Genomic DNA, 16,142 nt, shown 5'->3' with positions numbered 1-16,142 from the left:
CCACAGGCCTGCCCCACGGCAGACCTGACACACCATTATTTATCAGGCTTGCCGGGACTGAATTCGACGAGTAGAGGATTATGGTCAGAGGCGCGTGTCACCAGCACAGAAGCATCATGCACGCTCAAACCACGATAGAAGACAAAATCGAGAGGACGACCGAAGGCTTTCTTACGCTGGTCATCACTAAAACGGACTTCACGCAGCGACATTTCGCGTGCGAAGCGATACAGCGCATTCATGCGCGGACGACTCCAGGCATTGAAATCCCCTGCCATAATGATCGGCCCACTGTGGTGCGCTATCTGATCGCCAATAGGAAGTAACTGCTTACTATACACATCCACACCCAGACTGAAGTTCACGGCGTGAATATTAACGACCATCAACAGGCGGGTGTCAGGCAATGGATACACCGTCACCAGTGCCGATTTTGCCAGGCGCAGAATGGGCTCACGTTCACGCAGTGGGCAGCAATACACCGGATGTGCGGCTGATAAAGTCATCACGCCAGAAGGGTGTTGCGGCAAAACAAATGCCGGAACCTGATCGGCGGCCAGATAGTTCGTCGTTGCGAATCTGACCAGCTCAGGTGTGGTTTGTGCCTCTTGTAAGAGGACCAGATGAGCATCCTTACCAAAGTTTTTCAGTACAGATAACCATTCCGCACGTTGTTGTTTAAAGATATTCCAGACCAGTACGCGAATTTTTTCATCACTGCTTAACGGTGTACCAGCGGGCAATGCCTGGCTGAGGCTCGCAAACGACCCCGGAGGCAAAATTCTCTCCGCTGGCATTCCGGCAACATAGCGCATGGCATAGGTATTTTTTCGCACTTTTGGATACGACCTCTATAACATGAACCAGCCCGGAAAACGGACTGGTTCTACTGTTATAGGGATTTTAGGTCACACTTTCAACGCAATTACTGAGAAACCGCTTTCTGGTTTTGTAAGCAAGCACTTACTGCTACTTATTCAAATGCCACGCGATCAGGTTTATCAAGACGTCCACTCAAGCCAATCAGCAGGAAAGCCGCAAGAACGATAACTGCACCAATCCACGGTGTTTGTGCCAAACCAAAGTTCTCTACAACTTGCCCGCCAATGATAGAGCCGATCGCAATCCCAATATTAAATGCGGCAATATTAAGACCTGAAGCAACATCAACTGCGTTAGGTGTATAGAGCTCTGCTTTCTGTACAACATAGACCTGCAAGCCAGGTACGTTGCCAAAAGCGAAGATCCCCATCACCAGCACTGTTGCCAGGGCAGCATACTGAACTGAAGCCGTGAACTGGAACACGACCAGCAGGGCCGCGAGCGCCGCAAAAATGAACTTCAGAGCAGGCACTGCACCATGTTTGTCCGCAAGCTTCCCGCCCCAGATGTTGCCAATCGCAACGGATACACCATACCCCAGCAATATCCAGCTCACCGTACCTGGGGAGAAACCTGCGAGATCCTGCATCATTGGTGCAAGGAAAGTAAAAGCGGTGAAGACACCACCGTATCCCAGCGCCGTAATTGCGTAGATGATCAGCAAGCGAGGATGAGTCAGCACTTTAAGCTGATCGCTCAGGGTGGCGCTTGCCCGGCCGGGAATATTCGATGGAACAAGTACTAAACTCGCCACCAGAGCAATCACGCCCAGCATGGATACAGCCAGGAATGTTTCACGCCAACCAAAATGCTGACCAATGAACGTCCCCAGCGGAACACCTGTCACTAGCGCGACGGTTAAGCCGCCAAACATGATAGCAATGGCGGATGCTGCTTTCTCTTTTGAGACAAGGCTCGTAGCAATGGTAGATCCTATTGAGAAAAACACGCCATGTGCAAGACCGGTCAAAAGCCGCGCCACTACCAGTGTAGTGTAGTCTGGCGCTTGCCAGGCCAGAACGTTCCCAGCGGTGAATAAGACCATCAGAGCCATCAACAGCTGTTTACGCGGGAATCGTCCGGTAAGCGCCGTCAGCACGGGCGCGCCAACAGCAACCCCCAGGGCGTAAATAGAAACCAGCAGCCCTGCTGAAGGCAGCGAAATCGCTAGCTGGTCGGCAATAGTAGGCACGAGTCCTACAATAACAAATTCAGTCGTGCCAATAGCAAAGGCACTGATTGTCAGGGCGAGTAGCGCCAGTGGCATAAAATACTCCGTATCATCAGGATTAAGATGACACGAAGTATGCGCCAGTGCTTAAATAACAAAAATGGTCAAAATCTCAATAGAATTTTGCGAGTGATGCAACAATGAAAGCAACGTCGGAAGAGCTGACAATCTTTGTCGCTGTAGTGGAAAGTGGCAGTTTTAGCCGAGCCGCCGAGCAACTTGGGCAGGCAAATTCGGCAATCAGCCGCTCGGTAAAGAAGCTGGAAATGAAGCTTGGGGTCAGTTTACTTAACCGGACAACGCGGCAATTAAGCCTGACCGAAGAGGGTGAGCGCTATTTTCGCCGCGTACAGTCCGTTTTGCAGGAAATGGCGGCCGCAGAGACAGAGATAATGGAAACACGCAGTACTCCGCGTGGGTTGCTGCGCATTGATGCGGCAACACCAGTTGTTCTGCATTTTTTGATGCCACTCATTAAACCTTTCCGGGAACGCTACCCTGAGATGACCTTGTCGCTTGTCTCCTCTGAGACATTTATCAATCTGATTGAGCGAAAAGTAGATGTCGCGATCCGGGCAGGAACATTAACTGACTCAAGCTTGCGTGCCCGACCATTGTTCACAAGCTATCGCAGGATTATTGCCTCACCACAGTATATTGCCCAGTTTGGCCGGCCAGAGACGGTGGAAGACCTCAGGCAGCATATGTGCCTCGGATTTACTGAACCGTTATCGCTAAACACCTGGCCTGTCGCCTGCCATGATGGGCAGCTTCATGTTGTTACCAGCGGTTTATCTTCAAATAGCGGGGAAACTCTCAAACAACTGTGTCTTGAAGGCAACGGAATTGCGTGTTTATCCGATTATATGATTGATAAAGAGATTGCCCGAGGTGAACTCGTAGAATTAATGGCAGATAAACGTCTACCGGTAGAGATGCCGTTCAGCGCGGTGTACTACAGTGACAGAGCTGTGAGTACGCGAATAAGGGCATTTATTGACTTTCTTAGTGAGCATGTAAAAACAGCCCCGAAGGAGCTGTGTGAGAGGTAGGGTACTAATCTTAGTCCCAGTCAGGGGCTAAACCTTCTGGGCTGACAAGGCGGTCGTTGCACTCCAGTGCAGCGATTGCTCTTTTGTCTTCTTCATCCAACTTGAGGTCCAACGCAGCCAGATTAGTTTCCAGATTTTCACGTTTCGTTGACGACGGGATAACCGCATAACCTTCATCCATCGCCCATGCCAGGATCACCTGTGCAGCTGTGGCATTATGCTTACCAGCGATACGTAAGATAACGTCATCTTTCAATGCGTTACCATAGGCCAACGTCATGTAAGAGGTAATATGGATACCGTGCTGTTTTGCCCAGTCGACCACTTTACGGTTTTGCAGATAAGGAGAAAGCTCGATCTGATTGGTGGCAATATTCTCCGCCCCAACGGCCGCAATTGCCTTTTCCATCAGAGGGATGGTGAAGTTGGAGATACCTATCTCGCGGGTTAAACCCTGCGTCTTCGCATCCAGCAGTGCCTGCATAAACTCTTCAACAGAAACAGCATCATTCGGTGATGGCCAGTGGATTAATGTCAGATCAACATAGTCTGTACGTAGTTTTTTCAGGCTTTTCTTCAGGCTTGGGAGTAGATTGTCCTTGCTGAGGTTTTCAATCCAGATTTTCGTGGTGATAAAGAGCTCATTGCGGGGAATAGCACTCTCTTCAAGTGCCAGGCCAACAGCGGCTTCATTTTCATAAATCTGTGCGGTATCAACGGCACGATAGCCCAGTTCAAGTGCGGTTTTTACAGATGCGATAACAACGTCGTCTTTCAGGCGGAAAGTGCCAAGACCGAATGCAGGGATAGCCATTTAATTCCTCGTTAATCATAGTGTTCGTTGACTGAGGAGGATTATCTCTGCTGAAGTTATGCAGAAAAAGAGAGTAAAAAGCAGAGGATTTTTGCTAATTTAGCAATAATTAAACCACAGACAAAAAAAAGCCCTGAGTGTTAACTCAGGGCTCTTAATAAGTGGCGGAACGGACGGGACTCGAACCCGCGACCCCCTGCGTGACAGGCAGGTATTCTAACCGACTGAACTACCGCTCCACCGAAGACTTCTGTAACCACCGGTTTAGTGCACCGGCTTACTACTTAATTTGATGCCTGGCAGTTCCCTACTCTCACATGGGGAGACCCCACACTACCATCGGCGCTACGGCGTTTCACTTCTGAGTTCGGCATGGGGTCAGGTGGGACCACCGCGCTAAAGCCGCCAGGCAAATTCTGTTCATTAACCCGCTTTCGCCGGCTAATATTATCTGTATCAGGCTGATTATCATGTCTCTTTCGCCAAAACATCTTCGGCGTTGTAAGGTTAAGCCTCACGGTTCATTAGTATCGGTTAGCTCAACGTATCGCTACGCTTACACACCCGACCTATCAACGTCGTAGTCTTCAACGTTCCTTCAGGACCCTTAAAGGGTCAGGGAGAACTCATCTCGGGGCAAGTTTCGTGCTTAGATGCTTTCAGCACTTATCTCTTCCGCATTTAGCTACCGGGCAATGCCATTGGCATGACAACCCGAACACCAGTGATGCGTCCACTCCGGTCCTCTCGTACTAGGAGCAGCCCCCCTCAATTCTCCAGCGCCCACGGCAGATAGGGACCGAACTGTCTCACGACGTTCTAAACCCAGCTCGCGTACCACTTTAAACGGCGAACAGCCGTACCCTTGGGACCTACTTCAGCCCCAGGATGTGATGAGCCGACATCGAGGTGCCAAACACCGCCGTCGATATGAACTCTTGGGCGGTATCAGCCTGTTATCCCCGGAGTACCTTTTATCCGTTGAGCGATGGCCCTTCCATTCAGAACCACCGGATCACTATGACCTGCTTTCGCACCTGCTCGAGCCGTCACTCTCGCAGTCAAGCTAGCTTATGCCATTGCACTAACCTCCTGATGTCCGACCAGGATTAGCTAACCTTCGTGCTCCTCCGTTACTCTTTGGGAGGAGACCGCCCCAGTCAAACTACCCACCAGACACTGTCCGCAACCCGGATCACGGGTCCACGTTAGAACACCAGCCATTAAAGGGTGGTATTTCAAGGGCGGCTCCACGCAGACTGGCGTCCACGCTTCAAAGCCTCCCACCTATCCTACACATCAAGGACCAGTGTTCAGTGTCAAGCTATAGTAAAGGTTCACGGGGTCTTTCCGTCTTGCCGCGGGTACACTGCATCTTCACAGCGAGTTCAATTTCACTGAGTCTCGGGTGGAGACAGCCTGGCCATCATTACGCCATTCGTGCAGGTCGGAACTTACCCGACAAGGAATTTCGCTACCTTAGGACCGTTATAGTTACGGCCGCCGTTTACCGGGGCTTCGATCAAGAGCTTCGCGTTGCCGCTGACCCCATCAATTAACCTTCCGGCACCGGGCAGGCGTCACACCGTATACGTCCACTTTCGTGTTTGCACAGTGCTGTGTTTTTAATAAACAGTTGCAGCCAGCTGGTATCTTCGACTGATTTCAGCTCCACCCGCAGGGGCTTCACCTACATATCAGCGTGCCTTCTCCCGAAGTTACGGCACCATTTTGCCTAGTTCCTTCACCCGAGTTCTCTCAAGCGCCTTGGTATTCTCTACCTGACCACCTGTGTCGGTTTGGGGTACGATTTCGTGTTACCTGATGCTTAGAGGCTTTTCCTGGAAGCAGGGCATTTGTTACTTCAGCACCGTAGTGCCTCGTCATCACACCTCAGCGTTAAAAGAGTCCGGATTTACCTAAACTCTCCGCCTACATGCTTAAACCGGGACAACCGTCGCCCGGCTAACATAGCCTTCTCCGTCCCCCCTTCGCAGTAACACCAAGTACAGGAATATTAACCTGTTTCCCATCGACTACGCCTTTCGGCCTCGCCTTAGGGGTCGACTCACCCTGCCCCGATTAACGTTGGACAGGAACCCTTGGTCTTCCGGCGTGCGGGCTTTTCACCCGCATTATCGTTACTTATGTCAGCATTCGCACTTCTGATACCTCCAGCATCCCTCACAGGACACCTTCAACGGCTTACAGAACGCTCCCCTACCCAACAACACATAGTGTCGCTGCCGCAGCTTCGGTGCATGGTTTAGCCCCGTTACATCTTCCGCGCAGGCCGACTCGACCAGTGAGCTATTACGCTTTCTTTAAATGATGGCTGCTTCTAAGCCAACATCCTGGCTGTCTGTGCCTTCCCACATCGTTTCCCACTTAACCATGACTTTGGGACCTTAGCTGGCGGTCTGGGTTGTTTCCCTCTTCACGACGGACGTTAGCACCCGCCGTGTGTCTCCCGTGATAACATTCTTCGGTATTCGTAGTTTGCATCGGGTTGGTAAGCCGGGATGGCCCCCTAGCCGAAACAGTGCTCTACCCCCGAAGATGAGTTCACGAGGCGCTACCTAAATAGCTTTCGGGGAGAACCAGCTATCTCCCGGTTTGATTGGCCTTTCACCCCCAGCCACAAGTCATCCGCTAATTTTTCAACATTAGTCGGTTCGGTCCTCCAGTTAGTGTTACCCAACCTTCAACCTGCCCATGGCTAGATCACCGGGTTTCGGGTCTATACCCTGCAACTTAACGCCCAGTTAAGACTCGGTTTCCCTTCGGCTCCCCTATTCGGTTAACCTTGCTACAGAATATAAGTCGCTGACCCATTATACAAAAGGTACGCAGTCACCCCATAAAGAGGCTCCCACTGCTTGTACGTACACGGTTTCAGGTTCTTTTTCACTCCCCTCGCCGGGGTTCTTTTCGCCTTTCCCTCACGGTACTGGTTCACTATCGGTCAGTCAGGAGTATTTAGCCTTGGAGGATGGTCCCCCCATATTCAGACAGGATACCACGTGTCCCGCCCTACTCTTCGAGTTCACACCAGATGCGTTTTTGTGTACGGGACTATCACCCTGTACCGCCGGACTTTCCAGACCGTTCCACTAACACACCTGCTGATTCAGACTCTGGGCTGCTCCCCGTTCGCTCGCCGCTACTGGGGGAATCTCGGTTGATTTCTTTTCCTCGGGGTACTTAGATGTTTCAGTTCCCCCGGTTCGCCTCGTTAACCTATGTATTCAGTTAACGATAGTGCAACGAATTGCACTGGGTTTCCCCATTCGGACATCGCCGGGTCAAAGGTTCATATCACCTCGCCGACGCTTTTCGCAGATTAGCACGTCCTTCATCGCCTCTGACTGCCAGGGCATCCACCGTGTACGCTTAGTCGCTTAACCTCACAACCCGAAGATGTTTCTTTCGATTCATCATCAAATTGCGAAAATTTGAGAGACTCGAACACACCTTCATCTGTTCTTATTACGGAGAACAGACACAGTGTGTCGTTTCAATTTTCAGCTTGATCCAGATTTTTAAAGAGCAAAACTTCGCAGTGAACCTTTTCAGGTACACTCTGAAGTTTTCTTGTTTTCAACAGTAAAGGATGGTGGAGCTATGCGGGATCGAACCGCAGACCTCCTGCGTGCAAGGCAGGCGCTCTCCCAGCTGAGCTATAACCCCATCGAAAGACTAATCTCTGTACCGCTCATCCTTGTTCATAAGGATTTTGGTAGGCCTGAGTGGACTTGAACCACCGACCTCACCCTTATCAGGGGTGCGCTCTAACCACCTGAGCTACAAGCCTGCAGAGATTCTTTACTGCTTATTTTTCATCAGACAATCTGTGTGGACACTACAAAGGCAGGTTCTTTAAGGTAAGGAGGTGATCCAACCGCAGGTTCCCCTACGGTTACCTTGTTACGACTTCACCCCAGTCATGAATCACAAAGTGGTAAGCGCCCTCCCGAAGGTTAAGCTACCTACTTCTTTTGCAACCCACTCCCATGGTGTGACGGGCGGTGTGTACAAGGCCCGGGAACGTATTCACCGTAGCATTCTGATCTACGATTACTAGCGATTCCGACTTCATGGAGTCGAGTTGCAGACTCCAATCCGGACTACGACATACTTTATGAGGTCCGCTTGCTCTCGCGAGGTCGCTTCTCTTTGTATATGCCATTGTAGCACGTGTGTAGCCCTACTCGTAAGGGCCATGATGACTTGACGTCATCCCCACCTTCCTCCAGTTTATCACTGGCAGTCTCCTTTGAGTTCCCGGCCTAGCCGCTGGCAACAAAGGATAAGGGTTGCGCTCGTTGCGGGACTTAACCCAACATTTCACAACACGAGCTGACGACAGCCATGCAGCACCTGTCTCACGGTTCCCGAAGGCACTAAAGCATCTCTGCTAAATTCCGTGGATGTCAAGAGTAGGTAAGGTTCTTCGCGTTGCATCGAATTAAACCACATGCTCCACCGCTTGTGCGGGCCCCCGTCAATTCATTTGAGTTTTAACCTTGCGGCCGTACTCCCCAGGCGGTCGACTTAACGCGTTAGCTCCGGAAGCCACTCCTCAAGGGAACAACCTCCAAGTCGACATCGTTTACGGCGTGGACTACCAGGGTATCTAATCCTGTTTGCTCCCCACGCTTTCGCACCTGAGCGTCAGTCTTTGTCCAGGGGGCCGCCTTCGCCACCGGTATTCCTCCAGATCTCTACGCATTTCACCGCTACACCTGGAATTCTACCCCCCTCTACAAGACTCTAGCCTGCCAGTTTCGAATGCAGTTCCCAGGTTGAGCCCGGGGATTTCACATCCGACTTGACAGACCGCCTGCGTGCGCTTTACGCCCAGTAATTCCGATTAACGCTTGCACCCTCCGTATTACCGCGGCTGCTGGCACGGAGTTAGCCGGTGCTTCTTCTGCGGGTAACGTCAATCGCTGTGGTTATTAACCACAACGCCTTCCTCCCCGCTGAAAGTACTTTACAACCCGAAGGCCTTCTTCATACACGCGGCATGGCTGCATCAGGCTTGCGCCCATTGTGCAATATTCCCCACTGCTGCCTCCCGTAGGAGTCTGGACCGTGTCTCAGTTCCAGTGTGGCTGGTCATCCTCTCAGACCAGCTAGGGATCGTCGCCTAGGTGAGCCATTACCCCACCTACTAGCTAATCCCATCTGGGCACATCTGATGGCAAGAGGCCCGAAGGTCCCCCTCTTTGGTCTTGCGACATTATGCGGTATTAGCTACCGTTTCCAGTAGTTATCCCCCTCCATCAGGCAGTTTCCCAGACATTACTCACCCGTCCGCCGCTCGTCACCCGGGAGCAAGCTCCCTGTGTTACCGCCCGACTTGCATGTGTTAGGCCTGCCGCCAGCGTTCAATCTGAGCCATGATCAAACTCTTCAATTTAAGTTTGATGCTCGTGAATTAAACTTCGTAATGAATTACGTATGTTCACTCAGAGACTTGGTATTCATTTTTCGTCTTGCGACGTCAAGAATCCATGTCACTTTGAGTGCCCACACAGATTGTCTGATAAATTGTTAAAGAGCAGTTGCGACGCGCTTTAGCGCTCTGTCGCGAGGTGGCGTATATTACGCCTTCCTCTTTCAGAGTCAACCCGTTATTTCAGGATTTTTCTCTTCATCCGACCGGGTTGTTTGTGAAGTGATTCACATCCGCCGTGTCGATGGAGGCGCATTATAGGGAGCTTCCAAGGAATGACAAGCGGAAAAATGCAATTTTATTTCAACCGCTCACATTTCCACCAAAACGTTTACTTTTGATGCTTTTTAATCTCTTTTGGCAGCTCTGCCAGACTACTTATCACCCAATCCGCCACATTCTCTGCCTCTGGGGTCACAGGTTTACCCGTACGCACTAATACCTTCGTACCAACACCAGCTGCGGTTGCAGCCTGCATATCTTCCAGTTTGTCACCCACCATATAAGAAGCAGCCATATCGATATGCAGAAATTCCTGTGCTGAGACAAACATCCCTGGATGTGGCTTACGGCAATCACAAGTTTGGCGATACTCCTCTACTGTTCCTTGAGGATGGTGTGGGCAGTAATAGATGCCATCCAAATCTACCCCTCGATCTGCTAACGACCAATCCATCCATTCCGTCAGCGTTTCGAATTGTGCTTCGGTAAACTTGCCACGCGCAATACCGGACTGGTTGGTGACCACCACGAGCACATAACCCATCTCTTTCAACTGACGCATTGCATCTATTACGCCATCGATAAACTCGAACTCATCAATCTCGTGGACATAACCGTGATCCACATTGATAGTGCCATCACGATCGAGAAAAATTGCGGGTACTGATTTTGCCACCGGTTTGCTCCTGAAAAAGGCATGTCTGGTTAGTATCTCATGAATCGCAGCGCAATAAAGTGCTCATCGCACAGAGTTGGATTGATTTAGCCGTCTGGATGCCTTAACATCCATTTTGTTTACGGGCATCCCCCGTATCTGGCAGAACAAAATGCCACGGCTAACTTACATACGATAAAAATAATCTAATGATTAAACTTTCCAATATCACCAAAGTGTTCCAGCAGGGGAACCGAACCATTCAGGCGCTGAACAACGTCAGCCTGCATGTTCCTGCTGGTCAAATTTATGGCGTCATTGGCGCATCGGGTGCAGGTAAAAGTACGCTGATCCGTTGTGTTAACTTACTTGAGCGCCCTACTCAGGGAAATGTAGAGGTCGGTGGGCAAGAACTCACGGCGCTCTCTGAAAAAGAATTAACGAAAGCGCGCCGCCAGATTGGCATGATCTTCCAGCACTTTAACCTGCTGGCATCCCGCACTGTTTTCGGCAACGTGGCATTGCCACTGGAACTGGATAATACCCCTAAAGACGAAATTAAGCGTCGCGTTACGGAATTACTGGATCTGGTCGGCCTTGCTGATAAGCACGATAGCTACCCGGCAAATTTGTCCGGCGGTCAAAAACAGCGCGTCGCAATTGCCCGCGCGCTGGCAAGCAATCCGAAAGTCCTGCTGTGCGATGAAGCCACCAGCGCATTAGATCCAGCAACCACACGTTCTATTCTGGAACTGCTGAAAGACATTAACCGGCGTCTGGGTTTGACCATCCTTCTGATTACACATGAGATGGATGTGGTTAAACGTATTTGTGACTGCGTCGCAGTCATCAGCAACGGTGAATTGATCGAACAGGATACGGTCAGCGAAGTGTTCTCACATCCGAAGACACCACTGGCTCAACAGTTTATTCAATCCACACTGCATCTGGATATCCCGGAAGATTATCTGGCCCGTCTGAAAGCAGAACCGACGCCAGACAGCGTGCCCATGTTACGTATGGAGTTCACCGGTCAGTCCGTTGATGCTCCGTTGCTGTCCGAAACTGCACGTCGCTTTAATGTGAACAACAACATTATTAGCGCGCAGATGGATTATGCCGGTGGCGTTAAGTTCGGCATCATGCTGACAGAAATGCACGGCACGCAAGAAGAGACGCAAGGCGCAATCGCGTGGCTGCAAGAACACCATGTAAAAGTAGAGGTACTGGGTTATGTCTGAACCGATGATGTGGCTGCTGGTTCGCGGCGTATGGGAAACGCTGGCAATGACCTTCGTATCGGGCTTTTTTGGTTTTGTGATTGGTTTGCCAGTCGGCGTGCTGCTGTATGTCACGCGCCCTGGCCAGATCATTGAGAACGCAAAACTGTATCGTACGCTCTCCGCACTGGTGAATATATTCCGTTCCATCCCGTTCATTATTCTTCTGGTCTGGATGATTCCTTTTACCCGCGTGATTGTCGGTACATCTATCGGGCTGCAGGCCGCGATTGTGCCACTGACCGTCGGTGCTGCACCCTTTATTGCCCGTATGGTAGAAAATGCGCTACTGGAAATCCCGACCGGTTTGATTGAAGCCTCACGCGCGATGGGCGCAACGCCTATTCAGATCGTTCGTAAAGTCTTACTGCCTGAAGCACTGCCGGGTCTGGTAAATGCGGCAACCATTACACTCATTACTCTGGTGGGCTATTCCGCAATGGGCGGCGCTGTGGGGGCTGGCGGTTTAGGCCAGATTGGTTATCAGTACGGGTATATTGGCTATAACGCTACCGTGATGAACACCGTTCTGGTATTGCTGGTTGTTCTGGTTTACTTAATCCAATTCTCTGGCGATCGCATCGTCCGGGCTGTTACTCACAAATAACGTTACACACAACACAAACTCGACGAGTTAAGGATAAAACATGGCGTTTAAATTAAAGACCTTTGCAGCGGTAGGCGCGCTGATCGGCTCTCTGGCACTGGTGGGTTGCGGTCAGGACGAGAAAGATCCAAACCACATCAAAGTGGGCGTTATCGTGGGTGCAGAACAGCAGGTTGCAGAAGTTGCTCAGAAAGTGGCAAAAGAGAAATATGGCCTGGATGTTGAGCTGGTGACCTTTAACGATTATGTGCTGCCGAACGAAGCACTCAGCAAAGGCGATATCGATGCAAACGCCTTCCAGCATAAACCGTATCTGGATCAGCAGATCAAAGATCGCGGTTACAAACTGGTTGCCGTCGGTAATACCTTCGTTTACCCAATTGCTGGTTACTCCAAGAAAATTAAATCTCTGGATGAACTGCAGCCTGGCTCCCAGGTCGCTATCCCTAACGATCCAACTAACCTTGGCCGTTCACTGCTGCTCCTGCAGAAAGTGGGCCTGATCAAACTGAAAGAAGGCGTAGGCCTGCTGCCAACCGCTCTTGATGTTGTCGAGAATCCTAAAAATCTGAAGCTGGTTGAGCTGGAAGCCCCACAACTGCCACGCTCTCTGGACGATGCACAAATTGCGCTGGCGGTTATCAATACCACCTACGCTAGCCAGATTGGTCTGACACCGGCTAAAGACGGTATCTTCGTTGAAGACAAAGACTCCCCGTACGTCAACCTGATCGTGACTCGCGAAGACAACAAAGATGCTGAAAACGTGAAGAAATTCGTTCAGGCGTATCAGTCAGATGAAGTGTATCAGGAAGCAAACAAAGTCTTTAACGGCGGTGCGGTTAAAGGCTGGTAATCTGACCTTAGTGTAAAATCATCAGGACGGGCGTATGCCCGTCTTGTCATTTGTGCAGGCAACTGATTCAATATCTGACGATTTGATTATCCATTGAGGAAATATTATGCGTGCTTTACCGATCTGTCTTTTAGCACTCATGCTGAGCGGCTGTTCTATGCTAAGCAGATCTCCTGTTGAACCTGTTCAAAGCACTGCAACACCGCCAAAAGCGGAGCCAGTAAAACCGAAAGCACCACGTCCTGCACCGGTAAGAATTATTACCAAAGCTGACGATCTGGTGGGTAAACCTTTCCGTGAACTGGGTGAAGTGAGCGGCGAATCCTGTCAGGCAACTAATCAGGACTCCCCACCCAACATCCCTACGGCACGTAAGCGCATGCAGATCAACGCGGCAAAAATGAAAGCTAACGCGGTTCTGCTGCACAGTTGCGAAGTGACCAGTGGAACACCTGGCTGCTACCGTCAGGCCGTTTGCATCGGTTCTGCACTGAACATTTCGGCGAAATGAGTTCATTTCAGTTTGAGCAGATAGGCGTTATCCGCTCACCTTATAAAGAGAAGTTCGCCGTGCCACGCCAGCCTGGTTTGGTAAAAAGCAATGGTGAGCTTCACTTGCTTGCACCTTACAACCAGGCCGACGCCGTTCGTGGGCTCGATGCATTTAGTCATTTGTGGGTCATTTTTGTCTTCCATCAAACAATGGAAGGTGGATGGCGTCCAACTGTTCGTCCTCCTCGCCTGGGTGGAAACGCCAGAATGGGCGTCTTTGCGACCCGCTCGACATTTCGCCCAAACCCGATCGGTATGTCTCTGGTTGAGTTAAAAGGCATCCGGTGTCAGAAAGATCAGGTCATACTGGATTTAGGCAGCCTCGATCTCGTTGATGGCACACCCGTCATCGACATCAAGCCTTATTTGCCCTTTGCCGAAGCCTTGCCGGATGCACGCGCAAGCTATGCCCAACAAGCGCCACAGGCAGATATGCCAGTCGGGTTCTCAGTTGAAGTTATTCAACAGTTAAACCTGCTGGAAAAACGCTATCCCCACCTGCGGGAATTTATCGTTGAGGTACTGGCTCAGGATCCCCGTCCAGCCTACCGTAAGGAAGAAGAAGCAGGGAAAACGTATGCTGTCTGGCTGCTTGATTTTAATGTTCGCTGGCGCGTTACTGAGGATGGTTTTGAAGTCTTTGCCCTTGAGCCAAAGTAATTTTATTTTCCTCTCTTTTGGCATCTTTGCCACACTGGTAAACTAAACCACTTTTTTTGTGTCAGGCTGGTGTTTCAGCCTGTTCCAATCGTAGAAATGGAACCGTAACAACATGCGTACTAGCCAATATCTGCTCTCCACTCTGAAGGAGACACCTGCCGACGCCGAAGTGATCAGCCACCAGTTGATGCTGCGCGCCGGGATGATCCGCAAGCTGGCCTCCGGGTTATATACCTGGCTGCCGACTGGCCTGCGCGTCCTGAAAAAAGTCGAAAACATCGTGCGTGAAGAGATGAACAACGCCGGTGCAATCGAGGTGTCCATGCCTGTGGTTCAGCCCGCAGACCTGTGGATGGAAAGCGGTCGTTGGGAGCAGTACGGCCCGGAACTGCTGCGTTTTGTTGACCGTGGCGAGCGTCCGTTTGTCCTGGGTCCTACACATGAAGAAGTGATCACTGACCTGATTCGTAACGAGCTGAGCTCTTACAAACAGCTGCCGCTGAATTTCTTCCAGGTCCAGACTAAATTCCGTGACGAGGTCCGCCCGCGTTTTGGCGTGATGCGTTCTCGCGAATTCCTGATGAAAGATGCGTACTCTTTCCATACATCGCAGGAATCTCTGCAAGAGACTTACGACAAGATGTACGAAGCCTACAGCAAAATCTTCTCCCGCATGGGTCTGGATTTCCGTGCCGTACAGGCTGACACCGGCTCCATTGGCGGTAGCGCATCTCACGAATTCCAGGTGCTGGCGCAAAGCGGTGAAGACGATGTGATCTTCTCTGATACCTCTGATTACGCAGCCAATATCGAATTTGCGGAAGCTCTGGCGCCTACAACACCGCGCGCAGCCGCAACCGAAGAGATGAAACTGGTTGATACGCCAAATGCGAAAACCATCGCCGAGCTGGTTGAACAGTTCAATCTGCCAATTGAGAAAACGGTGAAAACGCTGCTGGTAAAATCAGCGGAAGGCAGCGCATATCCGCTGGTTGCATTGCTGGTCCGTGGCGATCACGAACTGAACGAAGTAAAAGCGGAAAAACTGCCACAGGTTGCAAGCCCACTGACTTTCGCTACCGAAGCCGAGATCCGTGCTGTGGTCAACGCAGGTCCGGGTTCTCTTGGTCCGGTTAATCTGCCAATTCCGGTGATCATTGACCGTACCGTTGCCGCAATGAGTGATTTCTCCGCGGGTGCAAACATCGACGGTAAGCACTACTTCGGCATTAACTGGGAGCGCGATGTCGCGACACCAGAAGTGGCTGACATCCGTAACGTAGTTGCGGGCGACCCAAGCCCGGACGGCCAGGGTACTTTGATGATCAAACGCGGTATCGAAGTGGGTCACATCTTCCAGTTGGGTACGAAATACTCTCAGGCGCTGAATGCTTCAGTTCAGGGTGAAGACGGTCGTAACCAGATCCTGACTATGGGTTGCTATGGAATCGGGGTAACACGTGTGGTTGCCGCGGCGATTGAGCAGAACCATGACGAACGCGGGATTGTCTGGCCAGATAATATCGCTCCGTTCCAGGTCGCTATCCTGCCAATGAATATGCACAAATCTTATCGCGTGCAAGAACTGGCTGAGAAGCTCTACAGCGAATTGCGTGCTCAGGGTATCGAAGTGCTGATGGATGACCGTAAAGAGCGTCCAGGCGTGATGTTTGCTGATATGGAACTGATCGGTATTCCGCACACTGTCGTTATCGGCGACCGCAACCTCGACAGCGACGAGATTGAATACAAATACCGTCGTAGCGGCGAGAAACAGATGATCAAGACCGGCGACATCCTTGATTACCTGGTGAAAGCCATTAAAGGCTAAGAAACGAAAAACCCCGCAAATGCGGGGTTTTTTATGGCA

Annotated in this window: 11 protein-coding genes, 3 tRNA genes and 3 rRNA genes; 7 read left to right on the top strand and 10 right to left on the bottom strand. The window is 51.0% G+C overall.

From position 1 onward, the window contains the following. Positions 1–35 precede the first annotated feature (35 nt). Positions 36–836: an endonuclease/exonuclease/phosphatase family protein gene (locus tag HV346_RS04330; RefSeq protein ID WP_042320745.1), complete on the bottom strand. Its 801-nt coding sequence runs from the start codon at positions 834–836 to the stop codon at positions 36–38. A gap of 137 nt (positions 837–973) precedes the next feature. Then, the gene (locus tag HV346_RS04325) at positions 974–2,149 is read right to left on the bottom strand and encodes an MFS transporter (protein WP_181622349.1); all 1,176 of its coding nucleotides are present in this window, start codon (positions 2,147–2,149) and stop codon (positions 974–976) included. A 104-nt stretch (positions 2,150–2,253) separates the two neighbouring features. Here HV346_RS04325 and yafC point away from each other — a divergent pair, with 104 nt between their 5' ends. Beyond that, a complete protein-coding gene (gene yafC / locus HV346_RS04320) occupies positions 2,254–3,165 on the top strand; it encodes a DNA-binding transcriptional regulator YafC (RefSeq protein ID WP_181622348.1) in 912 nt (303 codons plus the stop codon). A 10-nt stretch (positions 3,166–3,175) separates the two neighbouring features. On the opposite strand, the gene dkgB is transcribed toward yafC, so the two are convergent. From dkgB to gmhB, 8 genes are all read right to left on the bottom strand, one after another. Next, positions 3,176–3,979, bottom strand: coding sequence for a 2,5-didehydrogluconate reductase DkgB (gene dkgB / locus HV346_RS04315; protein ID WP_181622347.1), 804 nt, complete (start codon positions 3,977–3,979; stop codon positions 3,176–3,178). Between the two features lie 162 nt (positions 3,980–4,141). After that, positions 4,142–4,218, bottom strand: a tRNA-Asp gene (locus HV346_RS04310). A gap of 55 nt (positions 4,219–4,273) precedes the next feature. Further along, positions 4,274–4,389, bottom strand: a 5S ribosomal RNA gene (gene rrf / locus HV346_RS04305). A 93-nt stretch (positions 4,390–4,482) separates the two neighbouring features. Further along, positions 4,483–7,386 (bottom strand): 23S ribosomal RNA (locus HV346_RS04300). Between the two features lie 207 nt (positions 7,387–7,593). Next, positions 7,594–7,669 (bottom strand) — tRNA-Ala (locus HV346_RS04295). A gap of 47 nt (positions 7,670–7,716) precedes the next feature. Next, positions 7,717–7,793, bottom strand: a tRNA-Ile gene (locus HV346_RS04290). A 71-nt stretch (positions 7,794–7,864) separates the two neighbouring features. Then, a 16S ribosomal RNA gene (locus tag HV346_RS04285) occupies positions 7,865–9,404 on the bottom strand. The 16S, 23S and 5S rRNA genes sit together here with 3 tRNA genes alongside, the layout of an rRNA operon. A 367-nt stretch (positions 9,405–9,771) precedes the next feature. Continuing rightward, on the bottom strand, positions 9,772–10,338 hold the full coding sequence (gene gmhB, locus HV346_RS04280; RefSeq protein ID WP_181622346.1) for a D-glycero-beta-D-manno-heptose 1,7-bisphosphate 7-phosphatase: 567 nt from the start codon (positions 10,336–10,338) through the stop codon (positions 9,772–9,774). A gap of 188 nt (positions 10,339–10,526) precedes the next feature. Here gmhB and metN point away from each other — a divergent pair, with 188 nt between their 5' ends. From metN to proS, 6 genes are all read left to right on the top strand, one after another. Beyond that, positions 10,527–11,558, top strand: a complete 1,032-nt coding sequence (gene metN, locus HV346_RS04275) for a methionine ABC transporter ATP-binding protein MetN (protein WP_181622345.1) — start codon at positions 10,527–10,529, stop codon at positions 11,556–11,558. Then, positions 11,551–12,204 carry a methionine ABC transporter permease MetI gene (locus tag HV346_RS04270; protein ID WP_181622344.1) on the top strand — a complete coding sequence of 218 codons (654 nt, stop codon included), beginning with the start codon at positions 11,551–11,553 and terminating at the stop codon, positions 12,202–12,204. The genes metN and HV346_RS04270 overlap by 8 nt, the downstream gene beginning before the upstream one ends. 40 nt (positions 12,205–12,244) lie before the next feature. Beyond that, positions 12,245–13,060: a methionine ABC transporter substrate-binding lipoprotein MetQ gene (metQ, locus tag HV346_RS04265; protein WP_181622343.1), complete on the top strand. Its 816-nt coding sequence runs from the start codon at positions 12,245–12,247 to the stop codon at positions 13,058–13,060. A 106-nt stretch (positions 13,061–13,166) separates the two neighbouring features. Beyond that, positions 13,167–13,571: an Rcs stress response system protein RcsF gene (gene rcsF, locus HV346_RS04260; protein ID WP_181622342.1), complete on the top strand. Its 405-nt coding sequence runs from the start codon at positions 13,167–13,169 to the stop codon at positions 13,569–13,571. After that, positions 13,568–14,272: a tRNA (N6-threonylcarbamoyladenosine(37)-N6)-methyltransferase TrmO gene (tsaA, locus tag HV346_RS04255; RefSeq protein ID WP_181622341.1), complete on the top strand. Its 705-nt coding sequence runs from the start codon at positions 13,568–13,570 to the stop codon at positions 14,270–14,272. The genes rcsF and tsaA overlap by 4 nt, the downstream gene beginning before the upstream one ends. Positions 14,273–14,384: 112 nt before the next feature. After that, positions 14,385–16,103, top strand: a complete 1,719-nt coding sequence (gene proS / locus HV346_RS04250; RefSeq protein WP_181622340.1) for a proline--tRNA ligase — start codon at positions 14,385–14,387, stop codon at positions 16,101–16,103. Positions 16,104–16,142: the final 39 nt, after the last annotated feature.

Origin of the sequence: Enterobacter sp. RHBSTW-00994 (assembly GCF_013782625.1) — a bacterium.
Taxonomy (GTDB): domain Bacteria; phylum Pseudomonadota; class Gammaproteobacteria; order Enterobacterales; family Enterobacteriaceae; genus Enterobacter.
The sequence above is the reverse complement of the archived record's forward strand: the minus strand, read 5'-3'. Positions and strand labels throughout refer to the sequence as shown.

Coding starts and splice junctions, on each gene's coding strand:
- HV346_RS04325 (WP_181622349.1), bottom strand. CDS start 2,149: ATGCCACTGGCGCTACTCGCCCTGACAATCAGTGCCTTTGCTATTGGC.
- yafC (WP_181622348.1), top strand. CDS start 2,254: ATGAAAGCAACGTCGGAAGAGCTGACAATCTTTGTCGCTGTAGTGGAA.
- dkgB (WP_181622347.1), bottom strand. CDS start 3,979: ATGGCTATCCCTGCATTCGGTCTTGGCACTTTCCGCCTGAAAGACGAC.
- metN (WP_181622345.1), top strand. CDS start 10,527: ATGATTAAACTTTCCAATATCACCAAAGTGTTCCAGCAGGGGAACCGA.
- HV346_RS04270 (WP_181622344.1), top strand. CDS start 11,551: ATGTCTGAACCGATGATGTGGCTGCTGGTTCGCGGCGTATGGGAAACG.
- metQ (WP_181622343.1), top strand. CDS start 12,245: ATGGCGTTTAAATTAAAGACCTTTGCAGCGGTAGGCGCGCTGATCGGC.
- rcsF (WP_181622342.1), top strand. CDS start 13,167: ATGCGTGCTTTACCGATCTGTCTTTTAGCACTCATGCTGAGCGGCTGT.
- tsaA (WP_181622341.1), top strand. CDS start 13,568: ATGAGTTCATTTCAGTTTGAGCAGATAGGCGTTATCCGCTCACCTTAT.
- proS (WP_181622340.1), top strand. CDS start 14,385: ATGCGTACTAGCCAATATCTGCTCTCCACTCTGAAGGAGACACCTGCC.